At 69.1% G+C, this 14841-nt stretch carries 12 protein-coding genes and 1 pseudogene; 4 read left to right on the top strand and 9 right to left on the bottom strand.

The window, feature by feature from the left end; all coding sequences use genetic code 11:
* Window positions 1-128: 128 nt before the first annotated feature.
* On the bottom strand, window positions 129-1184 hold the full coding sequence (locus IEY89_RS21715; protein WP_189149118.1) for a LacI family DNA-binding transcriptional regulator: 1056 nt from the start codon (window positions 1182-1184) through the stop codon (window positions 129-131).
* A 1398-nt stretch (window positions 1185-2582) separates the two neighbouring features.
* Between IEY89_RS21715 and IEY89_RS21710 the strand changes: the two genes are divergently transcribed.
* Window positions 2583-3359 carry an NPP1 family protein gene (locus tag IEY89_RS21710; protein ID WP_189149117.1) on the top strand — a complete coding sequence of 259 codons (777 nt, stop codon included), beginning with the start codon at window positions 2583-2585 and terminating at the stop codon, window positions 3357-3359.
* A 138-nt stretch (window positions 3360-3497) separates the two neighbouring features.
* On the opposite strand, the gene IEY89_RS21705 is transcribed toward IEY89_RS21710, so the two are convergent.
* The 4 genes from IEY89_RS21705 to IEY89_RS21690 all read right to left on the bottom strand — a co-directional run bounded on the left by IEY89_RS21705 (window position 3498) and on the right by IEY89_RS21690 (window position 7883).
* On the bottom strand, window positions 3498-4340 hold the full coding sequence (locus IEY89_RS21705; protein WP_189149116.1) for a carbohydrate ABC transporter permease: 843 nt from the start codon (window positions 4338-4340) through the stop codon (window positions 3498-3500).
* A gap of 5 nt (window positions 4341-4345) precedes the next feature.
* Window positions 4346-5335 (bottom strand): carbohydrate ABC transporter permease, encoded by a 990-nt coding sequence (locus IEY89_RS21700; RefSeq protein ID WP_189149115.1) that lies wholly within the window; start codon window positions 5333-5335, stop codon window positions 4346-4348.
* 66 nt (window positions 5336-5401) lie between these two features.
* On the bottom strand, window positions 5402-6745 hold the full coding sequence (locus tag IEY89_RS21695; protein WP_189149114.1) for an ABC transporter substrate-binding protein: 1344 nt from the start codon (window positions 6743-6745) through the stop codon (window positions 5402-5404).
* A gap of 112 nt (window positions 6746-6857) precedes the next feature.
* Window positions 6858-7883: a LacI family DNA-binding transcriptional regulator gene (locus tag IEY89_RS21690; protein ID WP_189149113.1), complete on the bottom strand. Its 1026-nt coding sequence runs from the start codon at window positions 7881-7883 to the stop codon at window positions 6858-6860.
* 177 nt (window positions 7884-8060) lie between these two features.
* Here IEY89_RS21690 and IEY89_RS21685 point away from each other — a divergent pair, with 177 nt between their 5' ends.
* On the top strand, window positions 8061-9422 hold the full coding sequence (locus IEY89_RS21685) for a glycoside hydrolase family protein (protein WP_189149112.1): 1362 nt from the start codon (window positions 8061-8063) through the stop codon (window positions 9420-9422).
* A gap of 189 nt (window positions 9423-9611) precedes the next feature.
* Here IEY89_RS21685 and IEY89_RS21680 read toward each other — a convergent pair.
* A pseudogene (locus IEY89_RS21680) lies at window positions 9612-10063 on the bottom strand (exonuclease/endonuclease/phosphatase family protein); the annotation flags it as partial.
* 675 nt (window positions 10064-10738) lie between these two features.
* Window positions 10739-11245, bottom strand: a complete 507-nt coding sequence (locus tag IEY89_RS21675; protein ID WP_189149111.1) for an SRPBCC family protein — start codon at window positions 11243-11245, stop codon at window positions 10739-10741.
* Window positions 11246-11405: 160 nt separating this feature from the next.
* Here IEY89_RS21675 and IEY89_RS21670 point away from each other — a divergent pair, with 160 nt between their 5' ends.
* Window positions 11406-11960 (top strand): hypothetical protein, encoded by a 555-nt coding sequence (locus IEY89_RS21670; RefSeq protein WP_229695347.1) that lies wholly within the window; start codon window positions 11406-11408, stop codon window positions 11958-11960.
* A 114-nt stretch (window positions 11961-12074) separates the two neighbouring features.
* Here IEY89_RS21670 and IEY89_RS21665 read toward each other — a convergent pair whose 3' ends face one another.
* Window positions 12075-12644 carry a GtrA family protein gene (locus IEY89_RS21665; protein WP_229695346.1) on the bottom strand — a complete coding sequence of 190 codons (570 nt, stop codon included), beginning with the start codon at window positions 12642-12644 and terminating at the stop codon, window positions 12075-12077.
* Window positions 12645-12656: 12 nt separating this feature from the next.
* Window positions 12657-13328 (bottom strand): DUF4097 family beta strand repeat-containing protein, encoded by a 672-nt coding sequence (locus IEY89_RS21660; RefSeq protein WP_189149196.1) that lies wholly within the window; start codon window positions 13326-13328, stop codon window positions 12657-12659.
* A 399-nt stretch (window positions 13329-13727) separates the two neighbouring features.
* Here IEY89_RS21660 and IEY89_RS21655 point away from each other — a divergent pair, with 399 nt between their 5' ends.
* Complete coding sequence (locus tag IEY89_RS21655) at window positions 13728-14564, top strand: endonuclease/exonuclease/phosphatase family protein (RefSeq protein WP_189149110.1); 837 nt, start codon at window positions 13728-13730, stop codon at window positions 14562-14564.
* Window positions 14565-14841: the final 277 nt, after the last annotated feature.

Genomic DNA, 14841 nt, shown 5'->3' with positions numbered 1-14841 from the left:
GATCGACACAGGTGTGCCGTAGGAGGGTGATCGAGGGCTGCTGGGCTTGCTGAGTCCGCGCGGTGGGCTTCTTGGCCGACCGGGTACATGGCGCTGAGGCTGAGGAGGAGGAGCGGGCGGGGCGAGGGTCAGGGGTGGGTGGGCGTGCCGAAGTCCGGGGCCAGGTCGGCGGGTCCGGCGCCGACGGGTCCGGTGCTCGCTCGCAACGAGATCGGCGGCGCCAGCAGGTGATTCCGTGCCGGTGTCTCGGGGTGGTCGAGCCGCTGGACGAGCAGGTCGACGGCGAGGCGGCCCATCTGTTCCGCCGGCACGTCCGCCGCGGTGAGCTGCGGGGTCACCGCCTCCGCCCACCTGCCGGCCACCACTCCGGTGACGGAGAAGTCGCGGGGCACATGGCGGCCGGCCTGGGCCAGCCCCCGGTAGAAGCCGCCGAGCGCGGCCTCGTTCAGCGTCACCAGTGCTGTGGTGGCGGGGTCGTCGTACAGGATCCGTTCCAGACAGGTCAGGCCGGACGTGGCGTCGTCCCCGCAGCAGTACGTCCGGACGGTGAGGCCGCGTTCCGCCGCGGCCTTGGTGAACCCGTCCAGCCCACGCTGGGCCGACTCGTACCCGGCCCGCAGCAGTTGCTCGGGCCGGTTGACGAAGGCGATCCGGCGGTGCCCCAGATCGGCGAGGTGGTGCACACAGGCCGCAGCCAGCGCCGTGTGGTCCAGGCCCACCCACCAGCTGCCCTCCGGCCGGGCGGTGCGGCCGATGGTGACGGAGGGGAAATCCACCGCGGTGAGATGGTCGAGCCGGTCGTCCTGCAGCCGGATCTCCATCAGGATCGCGCCGTCGACCCGCCGCTCGCCCAGCAGCCGCTGGAACGACCGGTCGCTGTCCACGCCGCTCGGCGACAGCAGCACGTCGTAGTCGTACGCGGCTGCGGCCTCGGTGACACTGCCGATGAAGTCGAGCTGCATACCGGTGTAGTGGTTCCCGGCCGGCGGGAAGACCAGACCGATGGTGCTGGTCCGGCCGTTGGCCAGGGCCCGTGCACTCGCGTTGGGCTGGTAGCCCAGCTCGTCGATGACCTGCTGGATCTTCCGGCGGGTGTCCTCGGACACGGGGCGTTTCCCGCTCAGGGCGTAGGACACGGTGCTTCGCGAGACACCGGCCCGCCGGGCGATCTCACCGATGTTCACGGGACTCCTTGCCGAGAGAGAATCGAACCGGTTCGATGATTTCGGGAACGAAATCGGCCAGGCGCTGACCGTCGAACCGGTTCGCGTGAAGTGAAGGTAGGAGTAACTCGAACGAGTGTCAACGCCTCTCACCGCATTTCCTGTAACGGCCCGGAAACGTGGGCGTGTGGGGCAGTAATGTCTGTCTTGCCTGGGTGTGCACCTGTTCGCCGACGGGCTGGGGAGCAGATTCGGTGGATGGGAACACCCCGGCCCGGCCGGGTGGGCCGACTGTGTCCGGCCCACGAGACTCATGTCGAGGGGATTGCTGACCGGTTTCCTCGGTGCTAGCTTCGGCGAACCGGTTCGATGAAGGATCGGGGAGGTGGATTGGTTCCGGTACTGGCCGCCGTGGAGCCGTAGCCGTAGCCGTGGGCTGAGGTTGTCCTACGGGAACCACCGGACCGCGACTCCTGGTGCGTCGGGTCGGTGGGGCGCTGCGTCGCCGTCCAGGAACCGCGGACGGGGGCCGCTCATCGCGTTTCGGGGCGGGGTCGGGATCTGTGGGGTCGGGGACTCGGAGAGGGGTTTGATGTCGCCGGCAGCAGGGCGGTGCAGTAGTGGTGGCTGCTGAGCAGGCTGGGGCGGGCGCTCGTCGTTCTGTTTGGGACCTTCGGCGACGGCGCGGGAGGTCGACTGCCCGAAGGGGCCGCTTCCTTGGGTACCCGGTTGGCGTGTCGACCACGGGAACGGCCGGTTCGAGAGGCAGGTCCGGCTCGCGAGCGCCGAGCAGGAAGGTCTCTCGGGCCCTTCGCAGCATGGCGCGACACGTCACCCCCGTACTCCTCCCCGCAGGACAGTCGGTGCAGCGGGTCTCTGCCGACTGGCGTGATCAAGAGGGGACATCGAGGCCACCGAGCATGTCGGCGGCGGCCTGTACTTCGGCGGTCCTGCGTACGGCGAGCCGGTGGCCACACGCAGGACAGGCAGCCCCGGACCGGCAGCCCCGGGGCTGTGGGTCCGCACTGGTCGGCTGCTCGGCGATGATGTGCCGCAGCCGATCCGCGGCGGCGTCCACCGCCGGTGGACACTACCGCGCCGAAACCGGGTGACGGCCTTCGGTCATCGAGGGGTGGGGACGTCCGCACGCACATGGCGCAGCGCTCGACCGGACGGTGAGCATTCATGGGCGGGTGATCAAGCTGGGCGGGGGCCGACCGGCTGACCGGCCGGGCAACTGGCCTCCGGCGAGACACCCGCTCGCCCGCCGGTGCGGCGCGGTCGCCCGCGCCGATCCGTTGGGTCAAGAGCCGCTGTGAGTTCGGCAGAAAGCCCTTCCATCGATCGCTCGGCCTGCCAGTCTCCATCCCGACCCGGATGTCATGTCCGGGATGAACGGATCGAAGACTGGAGCCCCCCTTGCCCCGAGTCGTCAGCAGCGGACGGACCTTTCGCCCCGCCAGAGCCGCCGCCGTCGTCGGCAGCGCAGTCGTCCTGACTGTCGCCCTGCCCTTCAGCGCCTCCGCGGGAGTCCTGCAGAACCTTCCCGAGAACGCGACCACCTTCCAGCAGTACTTCGAGCCCGTGTACGACTACGACACGGACAGCTGCTACCCGGCCGCCGCCGTCGACGCGGCCGGGAACCTCAACGGCGGACTCAAGCCCACCGGCCCGGTCACCGGCGAGTGCCGCGACGGCCACCTCGGCCACGCCAACACCTACTCGCGGGCCAAGTGCAACAACGGCTGGTGCGGGATCGTCTACGCCAGCTACTTCGAGAAGGACGAGGCCTCGCCGGGCATCGGGCACCGGCACGACTGGGAGTGCGTCGTCGTCTGGGCCCAGCAGGGCGCGGACAACCCGTCCTACCTGTCCGCCTCCGCGCACGGCGGCTTCAGCACCCACCCGATCGCCGACGTCCCGATGAGCGGCGCGCGCGTCGAGATCGTCTACCACAAGGACGGCGCGAGCACCCATGCCTTCCGCTTCGCCAAGTGGGGCGAGACCCCGGAGAACGACACCGGCGCCTGGCACCAGGAGAACCTGCTCACCTGGGACAACCTGGCGTCCAACCTGCGCGACACGCTGAACGCCTCCGCCTGGGGCGACGCGAACTTCCCCCTCCAGGACTCCAAGTTCGCCGGCCACCTCGACAAGGCCAAGCCGAGCGACATCACGTTCGACCCCTACGCCTGACGAGGACGACCGGGGGCTGGATCGCCCTGATGAAAGGGGCAGATCCGTCCCCCGGTTCGCCGGCCAGGTCATAGGGGCGCCGCCCCGGTCCTTACCCGCCCGGGTCGCTCGGCTACGACGGGATACGTCGGCTCTCGCTCAGCCCTTGACCGCGGAGCTGGCCACGCCTTGGACGAACCAGCGCTGGAAGAAGACGAAGACCACCAGTACGGGCAGCACGAGCAGAACCCCGAAGGCGAGGATCTGGCCCCAGTCAGGGGGCTGTTGCCCCTGGAAGACGCTGATCTCCAGGGGGAGCGGGCGCACCGAGGGATCGGAGACCATCAGGACCGGCCACAGGAAGGAGCCCCACTGGATGAGGAAGGTGAGGATCGCGACCGAGGCGAACACCGGCTTCGACATCGGGACGATGATCGCGAAGAAGGTGCGCCACGGTCCCGCGCCGTCCAGCCGGGCGGCCTCCTCGATGCTCGGCGGGATCTGCCGGAAGAACGTGTGGAACTGGTAGACGGAGAAGGCGTTGGCGATGAACGGCAGCGCCTGGATGTAGGTCGTGTTGCGCTGGCCGTTGAACATGTAGAAGAGCGGAACGGCCACCGACTCGAACGGGACCAGCATCAGCAGCAGGACGAGGGTGAACAGGGCCCGTCGGCCGCGTCCCGTCAGCAGGGAAAGGCCGTACGCCGCCATCGAGTTGACGAACAGCCCGCCTGTCACCACCACGAAGGCCAGCAGCACCGAGACACCCATGAACTGCCAGAAGTAGCCGGTGCTGTCGGAGTTGAGGCTGCTCAGGACGGCGGAGTAGTTGTCGAAGGACAGGTCGGTGGGCAGGAAGCCGGACAGACCGTTCAGGACCTCGTCGGACGGCTTGAGACTGCCCAGGAACAGGTAGAGAGCGGGCAGGGCGAAGACGAACGCCAGGACTCCGAGGACGGCGTAGTCGAGGACGAGGCGCACGGGGGTGCGGGTCATGGCCATGGATGTCAGTCCTCGTTGTCGGGCCGGACGAGGCGGCGCTGGACGATCGTCAGGACGAGGACGATCAGGAAGAACACGACGGTGATCGCGGACGCCTGGCCGACGTTGTTCTGGTCGAAGGCGGTGGTGACGGCCTGGTACATCACCGTGCGGGCGGCGTCCTCGGCCAGACCGCCGCCGCGGATGAGGATGTACACCTGGTCGAAGACCCGGAAGGACATCACCGAGGTCAGCAACGCGACGAAGACGAGCGTGCCGCGGATGCCGGGCAGGGTGACATGCCGGAACTGCTGCAGGCGACTCGCGCGGTCCAGGTCGGCGGCCTCGTACAGCTCACCCGGGATCTGCTGAAGGCCGGCCAGCAGGATGACCATCTGGAAGCCCACGCCCTGCCACACCGACAGCACGATGATCGAGGCCATCGCGGTGGCCCCGTCGCCGAGCCAGTCGAAGGCGCCCCAGTTGCCGAAACTCACCGTGTCCAGCAGGGAGTTGAGCATGCCCTGCTCGCTTCGCGCGAGGATCAGCCGCCAGATCACGGCGACCAGCGCCATCGGGAAGACCACCGGCATGAAGAACAGGGACCGGAACAGGCCGATGGCCTTGAGCTTGCGGTTGAGCAGGATCGCGAGGCCGAGGGCGATACCTGTCTGCAGGGGGACGACCACCGCGGCGAAGGTCAGGTTGTTCAGCAGTGCCCGCAGGAACGGGCCGGACTGGTCGGGGTCGGTGAACAGGCGCCGGTAGTGCTCCAGGCCGAAGAAGGACGGCTCCAGCGGGGAGCCGAGCCGCACGTTGTAGAAGGAGAGCACGACGGCGTAACCGAAGGGGATGCCGACGAACGCGATCAGCCCGCCGACGGCCGGGGCCGACATGAGCAGTCCGTGCAGCCAGTCCCGGTTCTTGCGCCCCGCCCTCGGGAGCTTCACGGACGGCCCGGAGGAGGCGTGCTCCGCGCCCGGTGCCGCGGTGTGCGCGGGTTCCACGGTATTCACGGGTGTGGGTCCTTTTCCTGACGGGGCGGGCATGGCGTGTCGCGGGCCCGCCCCGGCCGTCGGTTCCTACGGGATCTTGTATCCGGCGTTGTCGGAGAAGTCCTGGTCGATGGAGCGGGCGGCCTTCTCCAGGGCCGACTTCGGGTCCGTACCGCTGTAGATCGAGTTCATGGCCTGGGAGAACTTCGCGGTGACCGTGGGATATCCGGCGGTCACCGGACGGGTGACGGCGACGCAGGACTTACTGATGTCACGGTCGCCGCACGGCTTGGCGAGCTGGTCGGCGAAGAGCTGGAGCGGACCGCCCTGCTTGTACAGCTCACTCTTGGCGAGCGTGGACTTGGTGGCGGGGACCGAGCCGTTGGCCTTCGTCATGGCACCGACGTTGGTGTCGTTGAGGAGGTAGTCCAGGAAGGCGCCCGCGGCCTTGGCGTTCTTGGTGCCGGCGCCGATGCCCCAGGCCCAGGAGCCCTGGCCGGTCTTGGGGCCGTTGCCGAAGTCGGGCAGCGGCAGGACGACGAGGTCGTAGCCGAGAGCCTCGCTGTAGGCGGGGTACGTCCAGTTGCCGACCCAGCTCAACGCCACCCTGCCCTTGGCGAAGGCGTTTCCGTCGGTGTTGGCGTCGACATCCGTCTTCCAGGACTGGAAGGTCTTCATCGCCGAGACCACCTGAGGGCTGTCGAGGGCACCCTCGGCCTTGCCGTCCTTCAGCAGGGCACCGCCGGCCGACCAGACGACCGGGGAGAACCCGTAGGTGCCCCACTCGGAGGCCAGACCGTACTGCTCCGAGACGTCGAGAACCTTGCCGTCGGCGTCCTTGGCCTTCAGTGCCTTGAGAGCGGCCGTGAACTCGGCGGCGGTCCAGGCGTCGGACACGCTCGTCGGGTACTTCACTCCGGCCGCGTCCAGCAGCTTCTTGTTGCCCCACACGCCGAGGCCGGAGTCGAACATGCCCAGGCCGTAGTGCTTGCCGTCGATCTCGCCCTGCGCCTTGATGGCGTCGGTGGCGTTGTCGAGGGTCTTGGCGGAGACGTAGTCGTCGATCGGGGCGAGCTTGCTGTTGTAGACGAAGCTGGCCATGGTCGGGCCGTCGAACTCCACCACGTCCGGCAGCTCGGAGGCGCTGGTTGCTGTGATGGTCTTGGTGTAGTCGTTCTCGGGGATCAGTTTCAGCTCGGCCTTGACGGCGCTCTGCGAGGAGTTGAAGGACTTCACCGCGTTCTGCAGCGCGGCGGCCTCGCTCGCCTGACCCTGGTGGGCCCAGACGCTGATCGTCCCCTTGCCGCTGCCCTCCTCGGCGGAGGCGCCGCTGCCACCACCTCCACCGCAGGCGGCCAGCGCGACCAGGGGAAGGGTGAGGGCCAGACTCGTACAGACCGTGCGGCGGAGCCTTCTGCTTCCGGTGTTCATGGACGGTGCCTCCGTGCTGGGTGAGGGTTCGGGTGCTCGACGCTTAGAGGTGCGCGGGTGTGGAGAGTTGGGTTCGTTGAGGGCCGGTCCGGTGACTGACGGACGGCCGCGGTCACAGAGGACTGCGAGGGCTCGGCGGAGCGGTGGTCTCGCGCAGCACCAGGCGGATGGGCATCCGCACATGGCCTGTCGGGGCCGGCTCGGCAACCGGTTCGTCGAGTTGTCGCAGCAGCAGCCGGGCGGCCTCCGCGCCCTGCGCCGGCACCGGCTGCGCGATGGTGGTCAGCCCGACGACCTCGGCGAGTTCGTGGTCGTCGAAGCCGATCACGGACACGTCGTCGGGCGCCCTCAGCCGATGTCGGCGCAGGGCACGCAGCGCACCCATCGCCATCTCGTCGGACTGCGCGAACACCGCGGTCGGCGGGCGGGAGACGGCGAGCAACTCGGTCATCGCCCGCTCGCCGCCCTCGACGGTGTAGCCACCGTCCGCCTCCAGCGCGGGGTCGTGGGTGATGCCGGCCTCGGCCAGCACGTCCAGGTATCCCTGACGGCGGGCGATCGGAGTGGTCCAGTGCAGCGGCTCACTCTCCCCGGAGATCATGCCGATGCGCCGGTGGCCGAGATTGACCAGGTGCCGTACGGCGCTGGTGGCACCGGCGTGGTCGTCGATGCCGACCACGGTGAAGCCGTCCCGGGCGCCGCCGACGGTGGTGGCCAGCGGCACTCCGAGGGAGCGCAGCGCCTCTTCCTCCTCCAGGTCGGGGATGAGCAGCGAGAGGACGGCGTCCACCCGCTTGCGCACCGGCAGTCTGGTGAAGAAGCGTTTGCGTGCCTCCGGTGAACCCAGGTTGTACAGCAGTACGTCGTAGCCGGCCGCGCTGAACACCGTCTCGGCCGCGTCGAGCACGGTGCCGAAGAACCAGCGGCCGATGTGCGGGGCGACGACCCCGATGGTGAAGGTGCGCCCGCTGGCCAGGCTGGAGGCCGACCGCGAGGCGGTGTAGCCGAGTTGGCCGGCGACGGCCGCGATCTGCGCCCGCACCTCGTCGGAGACTCCGGGCCGACCGCGCAGCGCGCGGGACACGGTGGATGCGGAGACCCCGGCGACGCGGGCGACGTCGGTGATGCTGACCGTCACGGCTTCTTCCTCCCTCGGCTTCACACCGGTGTGATCTGTGGGTGACGAGACCGTAAACCCGGCCTCGCTGTTGCGCAAGCGTTTGCGTTCAGTTTTACTGGGGCCGATTCTCAAGCGAGACCTTCGTTGTCAATGCTCAGCGCATGCGTTTGAGCGCTGCGAGCCGACAGGAAATGCATGCGATACGCCCCGCCCGGCCTCTGCGTGAACGACTTCGCCCTGCTGCGCGACGACGACGGCACCTATGCCGTACTGCACCTGCAGGGCCCTTGGACCGCCGAGTTCGACCACCTGCGGATGGAGACCTCCTACGGCAGGGCCACCTCCACCGACCTGGTCTCCTGGCAGCCCCGTGGCACCGCGTTCGGCAACGGTCTGCCCGGCCGCTTCGACCAGCAGGCCGTGTGGACCATGCACCCCGTCCGGCACGGCGACGGAATGGCCATGTTCTACACCGGTGTCCTCGGCCTCACCCCGGAGGGGTGGCCGCTGCAGTCGGTCGGTCTCGCGTACTCCGACCGCACCGACGGCACCGGCTGGCGCCGGCACGGCACCAGGCCTGTCGTCGAGGCCGATGCGCGCTGGTACCGCACCGGTGAACGCATGGGCTGGCGCGACCCGTTCGTCGTGCGCGACGACGAGTCCGAGGGCTGGGTCATGGTGGTCTGCGCCGCCGACGCCGCACTGCCCGTCGAGGCCGGCGGATGCGTCGCCTGGGCCACCTCGGACGACCTGGAGCACTGGACCGTCCAGCCGCCGCTCATATCCCCGGGCGACATCGACGAGTTGGAGTGCCCCGTCCTGGAGCGTCTCGACGACGGCAGCTGGCTCCTGCTGGGCGCCATCGGCTCGACGCGTGGTTTCGAGGCATGGACCGCGCCACGCCTGCGGGGCCCGTGGACCCGCCGCGGCCCGCTCGGCCCGACCGGCTCCTACGCCCCCCGCGTCGTCCCCGCGCCCGACGGCTCCCGCGTCGTACTGCACACCACCCCCCGACGCGTGAACCTCACCGACTCCGGTGAACGCTGCCGCGGCATGCTCGCCCAGCCCAAACTCCTGGTCACCTCCCCGGACGAGGCACCCCGCCTGGAATGGTGGCCCGGCCTGGACGCCTGGCTCGGCGAGGAGACCGAACAGGCCGCACTGCACGCGGTCGGCGACGTCGCCCTCACCGGCCGGGTCGAGATCACCCTGCGCACCGACACCCTCGACGGCGGCGGTCCGGCGCTGCTCGTCGGCTGCGACGGCAAGAGCCTCTGGATCACCGGCCCCCACGGGAGCCGGCTGGGCGAGACGGTGCTGACCGAACCCGCCGCGGCCCTGCGTATCCTCACCATCGGCGAGTACGTCGAGGTCTACGCCGACGGCGTCTTCGTCCTGACCACCTTGTGCTACTCCGGCCACGCCGTCCCGTGGACGGTCACGTCGAAGGGCCGTACCCACACCGTCCCGGTCCGACCGGTCCGCCTGCCGGACCCCGACCGCGACGACGCCTCGGCCATCTGGCCCGGCCCTTCCCCGGCTGACAGTCAGGGGTGAGGAGGGCGTCGGTGACTTGCCCCCACCGCCCGTGCCACGGCCCGTGTCGACGGACCCGTCGGCCTGGCCCCCGTACACCGATTGCTCACACTCACCGGCGGACGACACCGTCCGTCGCCGAGCCGGTCATGGGACCGGTCCGACGACGTGCGATGTGGTGGCGCAGGTCAGTTGAGGGTCCACTGCTTAGACGCCTTCGGCGAGGCGCCACGCATGAATGTGAAGCCCTTGGGGGTCAGGCAGTCACCGGAGCCGTAGGTGCAGGAGTTCCAGCCGACCCGCTCGAAGTCGTCCTCGTCGTAGGGGAGTTTCGCGAGCGTGTTGAGACCGCTGCCGATGCCGGCGCCGCCGCTGGTGGCGGTGCGGTAGGCGTGTGCGGTGTCCGCCGCGTAGAGAGTGGCGTGGTACTTGAAGTCCTCCTGGACATGGACGACGTCGTACGGCGCGATGCGCTGGCCGATCGTCGTGGTGCTGGACTCGCGCGGCGTGGGCGCGCTGGAGATGGCCTCGGGCAGTCCGGCCACGTTGTAGGTCAGGACGCTGAAGCTGCCCGAGTCGGCGGCCGAGGCGGGCGGAGCGGCCACGGTGAGTCCGCCGATAACGGCGGAGCCGGCCGCCAGGCAGGCGAAGGGTCTGCGCATGGGGGAGTGTCTCCTGGGGGGAAAGCGATTGCGGTGGGAACGTGGCAGAAGTTACCGCTGGTTACCCAGGGTCTGTCGGGGGGTTGGGCACGCATTCACAGGCGGCGCCTGCCGTACACGGGTGGTTGGGGTCCAGACAGGGGGCCGTTACAAGCAGGAGTGCTCAGCCGACAGGCAACTGGCCTTGCCGCGGCGGCCTCATGGTGGCCGCCCGGTGGAGGGCCCTTCCTGGCTCATGGGTTTGGGCGCGGCACATACCCGTGCCAGTTCCTCGGAGGTGACGGGCAGGACCGTTCCGTGCCGGGGCAGGGAGGGAAACCGGCAGTCCCTCGGCGACGACCGGTCGGAATCGCCGAGGCTGTCTGTGGGCATGAGGGAGGTGGCCGCGTCCGCTCGCCTCGTCCATGACACGCACCATCCGTCGCTGGCCCGAATGATGTTCGTCAGGGTGATGGATTTCGCGCCGACGACGATCGGCCCCCCACGGCGGCGCCGGGTCGTCGACAGAGAACCCGAGGACACTCGTGCGGCGGGCGACACGGCCAGGAGACTCGGCGTCGGTGCAGCGTGCTCAGGACTGCACACGTCGAAGGCCTTGAACGCTCGGCCCCCGGTCAGCTGACAGGTAGCCGCCACCAGTGCGTCGGGGCCGGCACAGTGTCGGTCGCTTCCGCGTCAGACATGACCGCCGTCGACGCCGAGAGCCGGCTGCCTGTGCCGTCCCCGGAGGCTTTCCAGCTGCTCGGCCCGTTCCTGCGCCTCGCAGACCCGGGCGAGCCGCGCCAGCATCGCGCGGTGGCGCAGTTGGATCAGCGCATCCACTCCGACGTTGTGAAGCAGTCCGCCCGCTCCCTGGAGGGGGTGCTCGTCGGCGATGACCAGGCAGTTCTTGCCCCAGGGACGGAGCTCGATGGCGATCCGCGCCGTTCCCAGGATGCCTGCTCGCGCCTCCAGCCCCAGCTCGGAGCCCTCCTCGCAATACCGGACAACTGTCTCGTTGGTAAGCCGCAGCGGGCCTACGCGGACTTCATAGCAGATCGCCGAGTCCACCTGCGGCCACTGCCCGCGCACCGGCTTGGAGTCCGACGTTCCCACCACCCACTCCCCATAGCGGCTGCCGTCGGCGAGGACGGCCCACACGGTCTGGGGACTCACCTTGATCAGACGATGTCGTGCCGCCACATCACACCTCCAGGAGTCCTGCCTCGCTTCACAGCCAAGTGCCCATTCCGGTGCAGGCGAACCCGGGACGAAACCAACTTGTCCATGACTTCGGCTCACGTGCCCGTCAGACCGCCGAGCGACCTCGTGGAGCGGGGGCCAGTGGGTCCGTTCTCATTCCGTGGTGGAGGCAGAGTGGTGGGACGCGTTGCCGGAGTCGGTGCGTGAGCAGGTGGACGATCTCGTGCTGCGGGACCGTCGGCTGACGGCGATCGGGGTATCGATGGCAGCGGTTCGGATTCTGGGGGAGGGAGCCCCGGCGCCGGGTCCGGGTCTGCACGACTGCCGGCGTGTGGTTGTGGCTCGCTGTCATGCTGTGGCGGACCGGGGCGTCCGGCAGCCGGATCCGCCGAGGGACGTGGACACGCTGGCCGCCCGCGTCGGCGAACTGCCCGGACAGCTGGCGGCGGTAGAAGCCATAGGGGACGGGGACACGGACGGCTGGTGCGTGTTGCTCGTCGCTGTCCTGGACCGCCCACACGGCGAGGTCGAGCTGGCGATGGTCCGCCATGGCTCGGACATCCGAGTCTTCAACGGACGGGTGCCGCCCTGGCCAGAGACAAGGGAAGCCGTGACAACCGGCACCGCTCTGGCCGGACGGTTCAGCGTGCCCTTCCATTTCGCAAGTCCGGACCGGCCCGACGACGAGGCACCTCGCTGGCGAGCCTCACGCTGACTGCCCCCGGGTCCCTGTGCGGACGACCATGTACGCCGACACCAGCGCGGGAGGATGTGCTGTCTGTCCTGCCATGCCATGCCTGGCCTTTGCGGTCGCGGGGTGCCAAGCGCATCAGGCGGCGAGCTGTGGCTGCGACCCGTTGGTCCAGCTGGGACGTGATGTCGGACGTGATGACCGCCGCGTTCCCGTGGGAAGGGGTACGGCCGCTGTCCTGTCCTGCGTCAGCGGTCGTGTGGTCTGGGTGTGGCGGCCGGTGAATACGTAGAGGCGCAGGATGGTGAAGCGGCCGAGGCCGGCGAGGCCGGAGGCGCCGAGGTAGAGGATCTGCTCGGTCAGCAAGGCGGGGGAGGGCTGCACCAGATGCAGGACGTAGACGGCGGCGCTGGTCGCGAGGTAGGCGGCGGTCGCCGAGCCCGCGGACTGCCAGTGCTCTCGGCGTCCGGCGCCGCGTCCTTTGGCGAAGGTGAAGCGGGCGTGGAGCTCGGTGCACAGCAGGGTGGAGACAGCGCTGATGATCGCGTTCGAGACCGCCCAGGGCATGGTCGTGGCCAGCAGCGGTGCCGCGAAGCTGGAGAGGACTCCGACGCCACCTCCGAAGATCACAAACCGTATGAAGGAAGCGACGGGGCGAGGGGCGGCCGGGGTCGCCGTCTCGGGCTTCTGTGCGAGGGACGACTTCATGAGAGGGCTCCTTCAGAGGCTCCGCGCGCTGATGCTGCCGTAGCTGGTGGTCGCGTGGATGGTGAGCTGGGCGGTGGCGCCGTCGGTGTTCTGGAGGGCGTTGTCGATGCGGCCGTAGGTTGTGCCGGCGTCCAGGGTCGCGGAGGCTCCGCGGGTGGCGCCGACCGTGATGTCGCCGGACTGGGTGTGCAGGGTGACCGTGCCGCGTACGGCCTCGGTGATGCGCAAGTCGCCCTTGAGGGTGCGGAGTTCGCCGGGGCCGCCCAGGCGGCCGACGGTGATGTCGCCGGACTGGAGGGTGAGGCGGGCGCTGGCGGTCTCGTCGAGCTTGACCGTGCCCCGCGCGCACTCGTAGGTGACGTCGCCGAGGCGTCCCACGCCCCGGAGTTCGGCGTCGGCCGCCTTCGCCTGGACGCGGGAGCCGACGGGCAGCTGGACGGTCACCTCGACGGACCCCGACTGACCGAGGACGCGGTTCTTCGCCGGTGCGGCCCCGATCCGCAGGACACCGTCCCCGTACTCGACAGTGGCCCGCTCGGCCGCCTTCACGTCGCGCCCCTTGGAGGCGTCCGCGGGCAGGACCTCGACGGTGGTGTCGGCGCGGTCGGCGGCGATGAACCGGATGCGTCCCGCGGGGATGTCGAGGACGGCCAGGACCGGGGCGGGGGTGTCGAACTTCGGCATCATGCTCTCCCGAGGCTTCGAATCCGTTTCGAACAATGGAAAAGCTACGTTGCATTCGAGATTGACGCAATGAACTCGGTGCGCAGAACTAGTATAATCGCAGGTGAAAGCCAGGAAAATCGTTGCAATGGGGTCGCGTTCAATGCAATGGACATCGTGCGGCGCGTTGCAATGGGTTGGCAGTGAACGCCCGACTGGAGGGTCCTGGCCGTGAAGTGGGCGGAGAGGGGCTGCGCCATGGGAGACGGGCCGTTTGGCTCACGGCCGGTCATGGGCGGGGGTGGGGGCCGGGTCGAAGAGCTTGGTGAAGGGGTGGAGGCGCGCGTTGTCGGTAACCCCGTCCTCTAACCTCGTGCAGGAGACGTCGGATGCCGTGGGTACCGCAATGAGGAGTCGGTGATGCTTGGAAGGGGCACGCAGTTGCTCGCGGGTGCATTGGTCCTGGCCTGCATGGTGCTCGTCGGCCCCAGCGCACCGGGTGACACTCTCTTCGCGAGGTCACTGCCCGTCGACGCCGTGCGAGATGTCGTACCCAACCGGGTCATGACGTGGAACATCTGCAATCCCTGCGAGGAGAGCAACGCCGACCGGGCGGCCGAGATCGCCACGTATGCGCCCCAGGTCATCGGCATGCAGGAGACCTGCGTGCGTGACATCGAGGGGATCAGGGACTACCTGAAGCGCCGGCACGGGCTGGTTTACCACGTCAAGTACGGGACGGTTCTTCAGAGTTGGGGCCGCTGCGGGGGAGTGCCGTGGAGTCCGGGAGGCTTCGGTCAGGCGATCCTGTCCGCGGCGCCGATGACAGACTCCGTCGGCGTGGAATACCCCGACGGCGGATCCGAAGACCGTGGGTACATGGCGGTCACCACCATGGTGGGCGGCCGGCAGGTGCGGGTCTTCAACACGCACCTCGCCCAGCGACGTCAGGAAGCAGTCCGAGCGAAGCAGGTCCGGGTCCTCGCCACGGCTGTCGCCCGGCATGAGCGCGCCATCGTTCTCGGCGATTTCAATGCGGTGCCCGACGCTCCCGAACTCTCCCCGATGTGGGCGCTGGCCGTGGACACGGACGCCCAATGTCAGCCCCCGTCCATCGGTGAGTGCGAGGTGACCACCGACTGGCACAGTAAGTTCGACTACGTCTTCCTGCGGGGTATCACTCCGCTCCGGCACCGGGTGCAATCCACCGGGCACTCGGACCACCATCTGGTGTATGCCGACCTGGACCCGGCCTAGAGAGTTTCCGCGACGGTGGGTGTCTCGGGGCACCGGGGGCCCCTCCGCACGGCCGAGGCTGCCCGGCGGGTCGCCGGTGGCGTCAGGATGGGCGCCCCGGTGCGGTTCGTTCGTCCGGTGGCCCGGAACGCGGCGCGGCACACCCGGCGGGCCGGTGTTCGCATCGCGAAGCGGCTCTCCTGACACCGCTGGCCAACCTTCAAGAGACATCCTATGTCTCCTGTCTCCCAGTCCCTACTGAGGAGTCATGAACAGGAGATATCTGAATTCATCATCG

Source organism: Streptomyces lacrimifluminis (assembly GCF_014646095.1).
Lineage (GTDB): Bacteria > Actinomycetota > Actinomycetes > Streptomycetales > Streptomycetaceae > Streptomyces > Streptomyces lacrimifluminis.
Note: the sequence above shows the minus strand (reverse complement) of the source record. Positions and strands in the feature narration are given on the sequence as shown.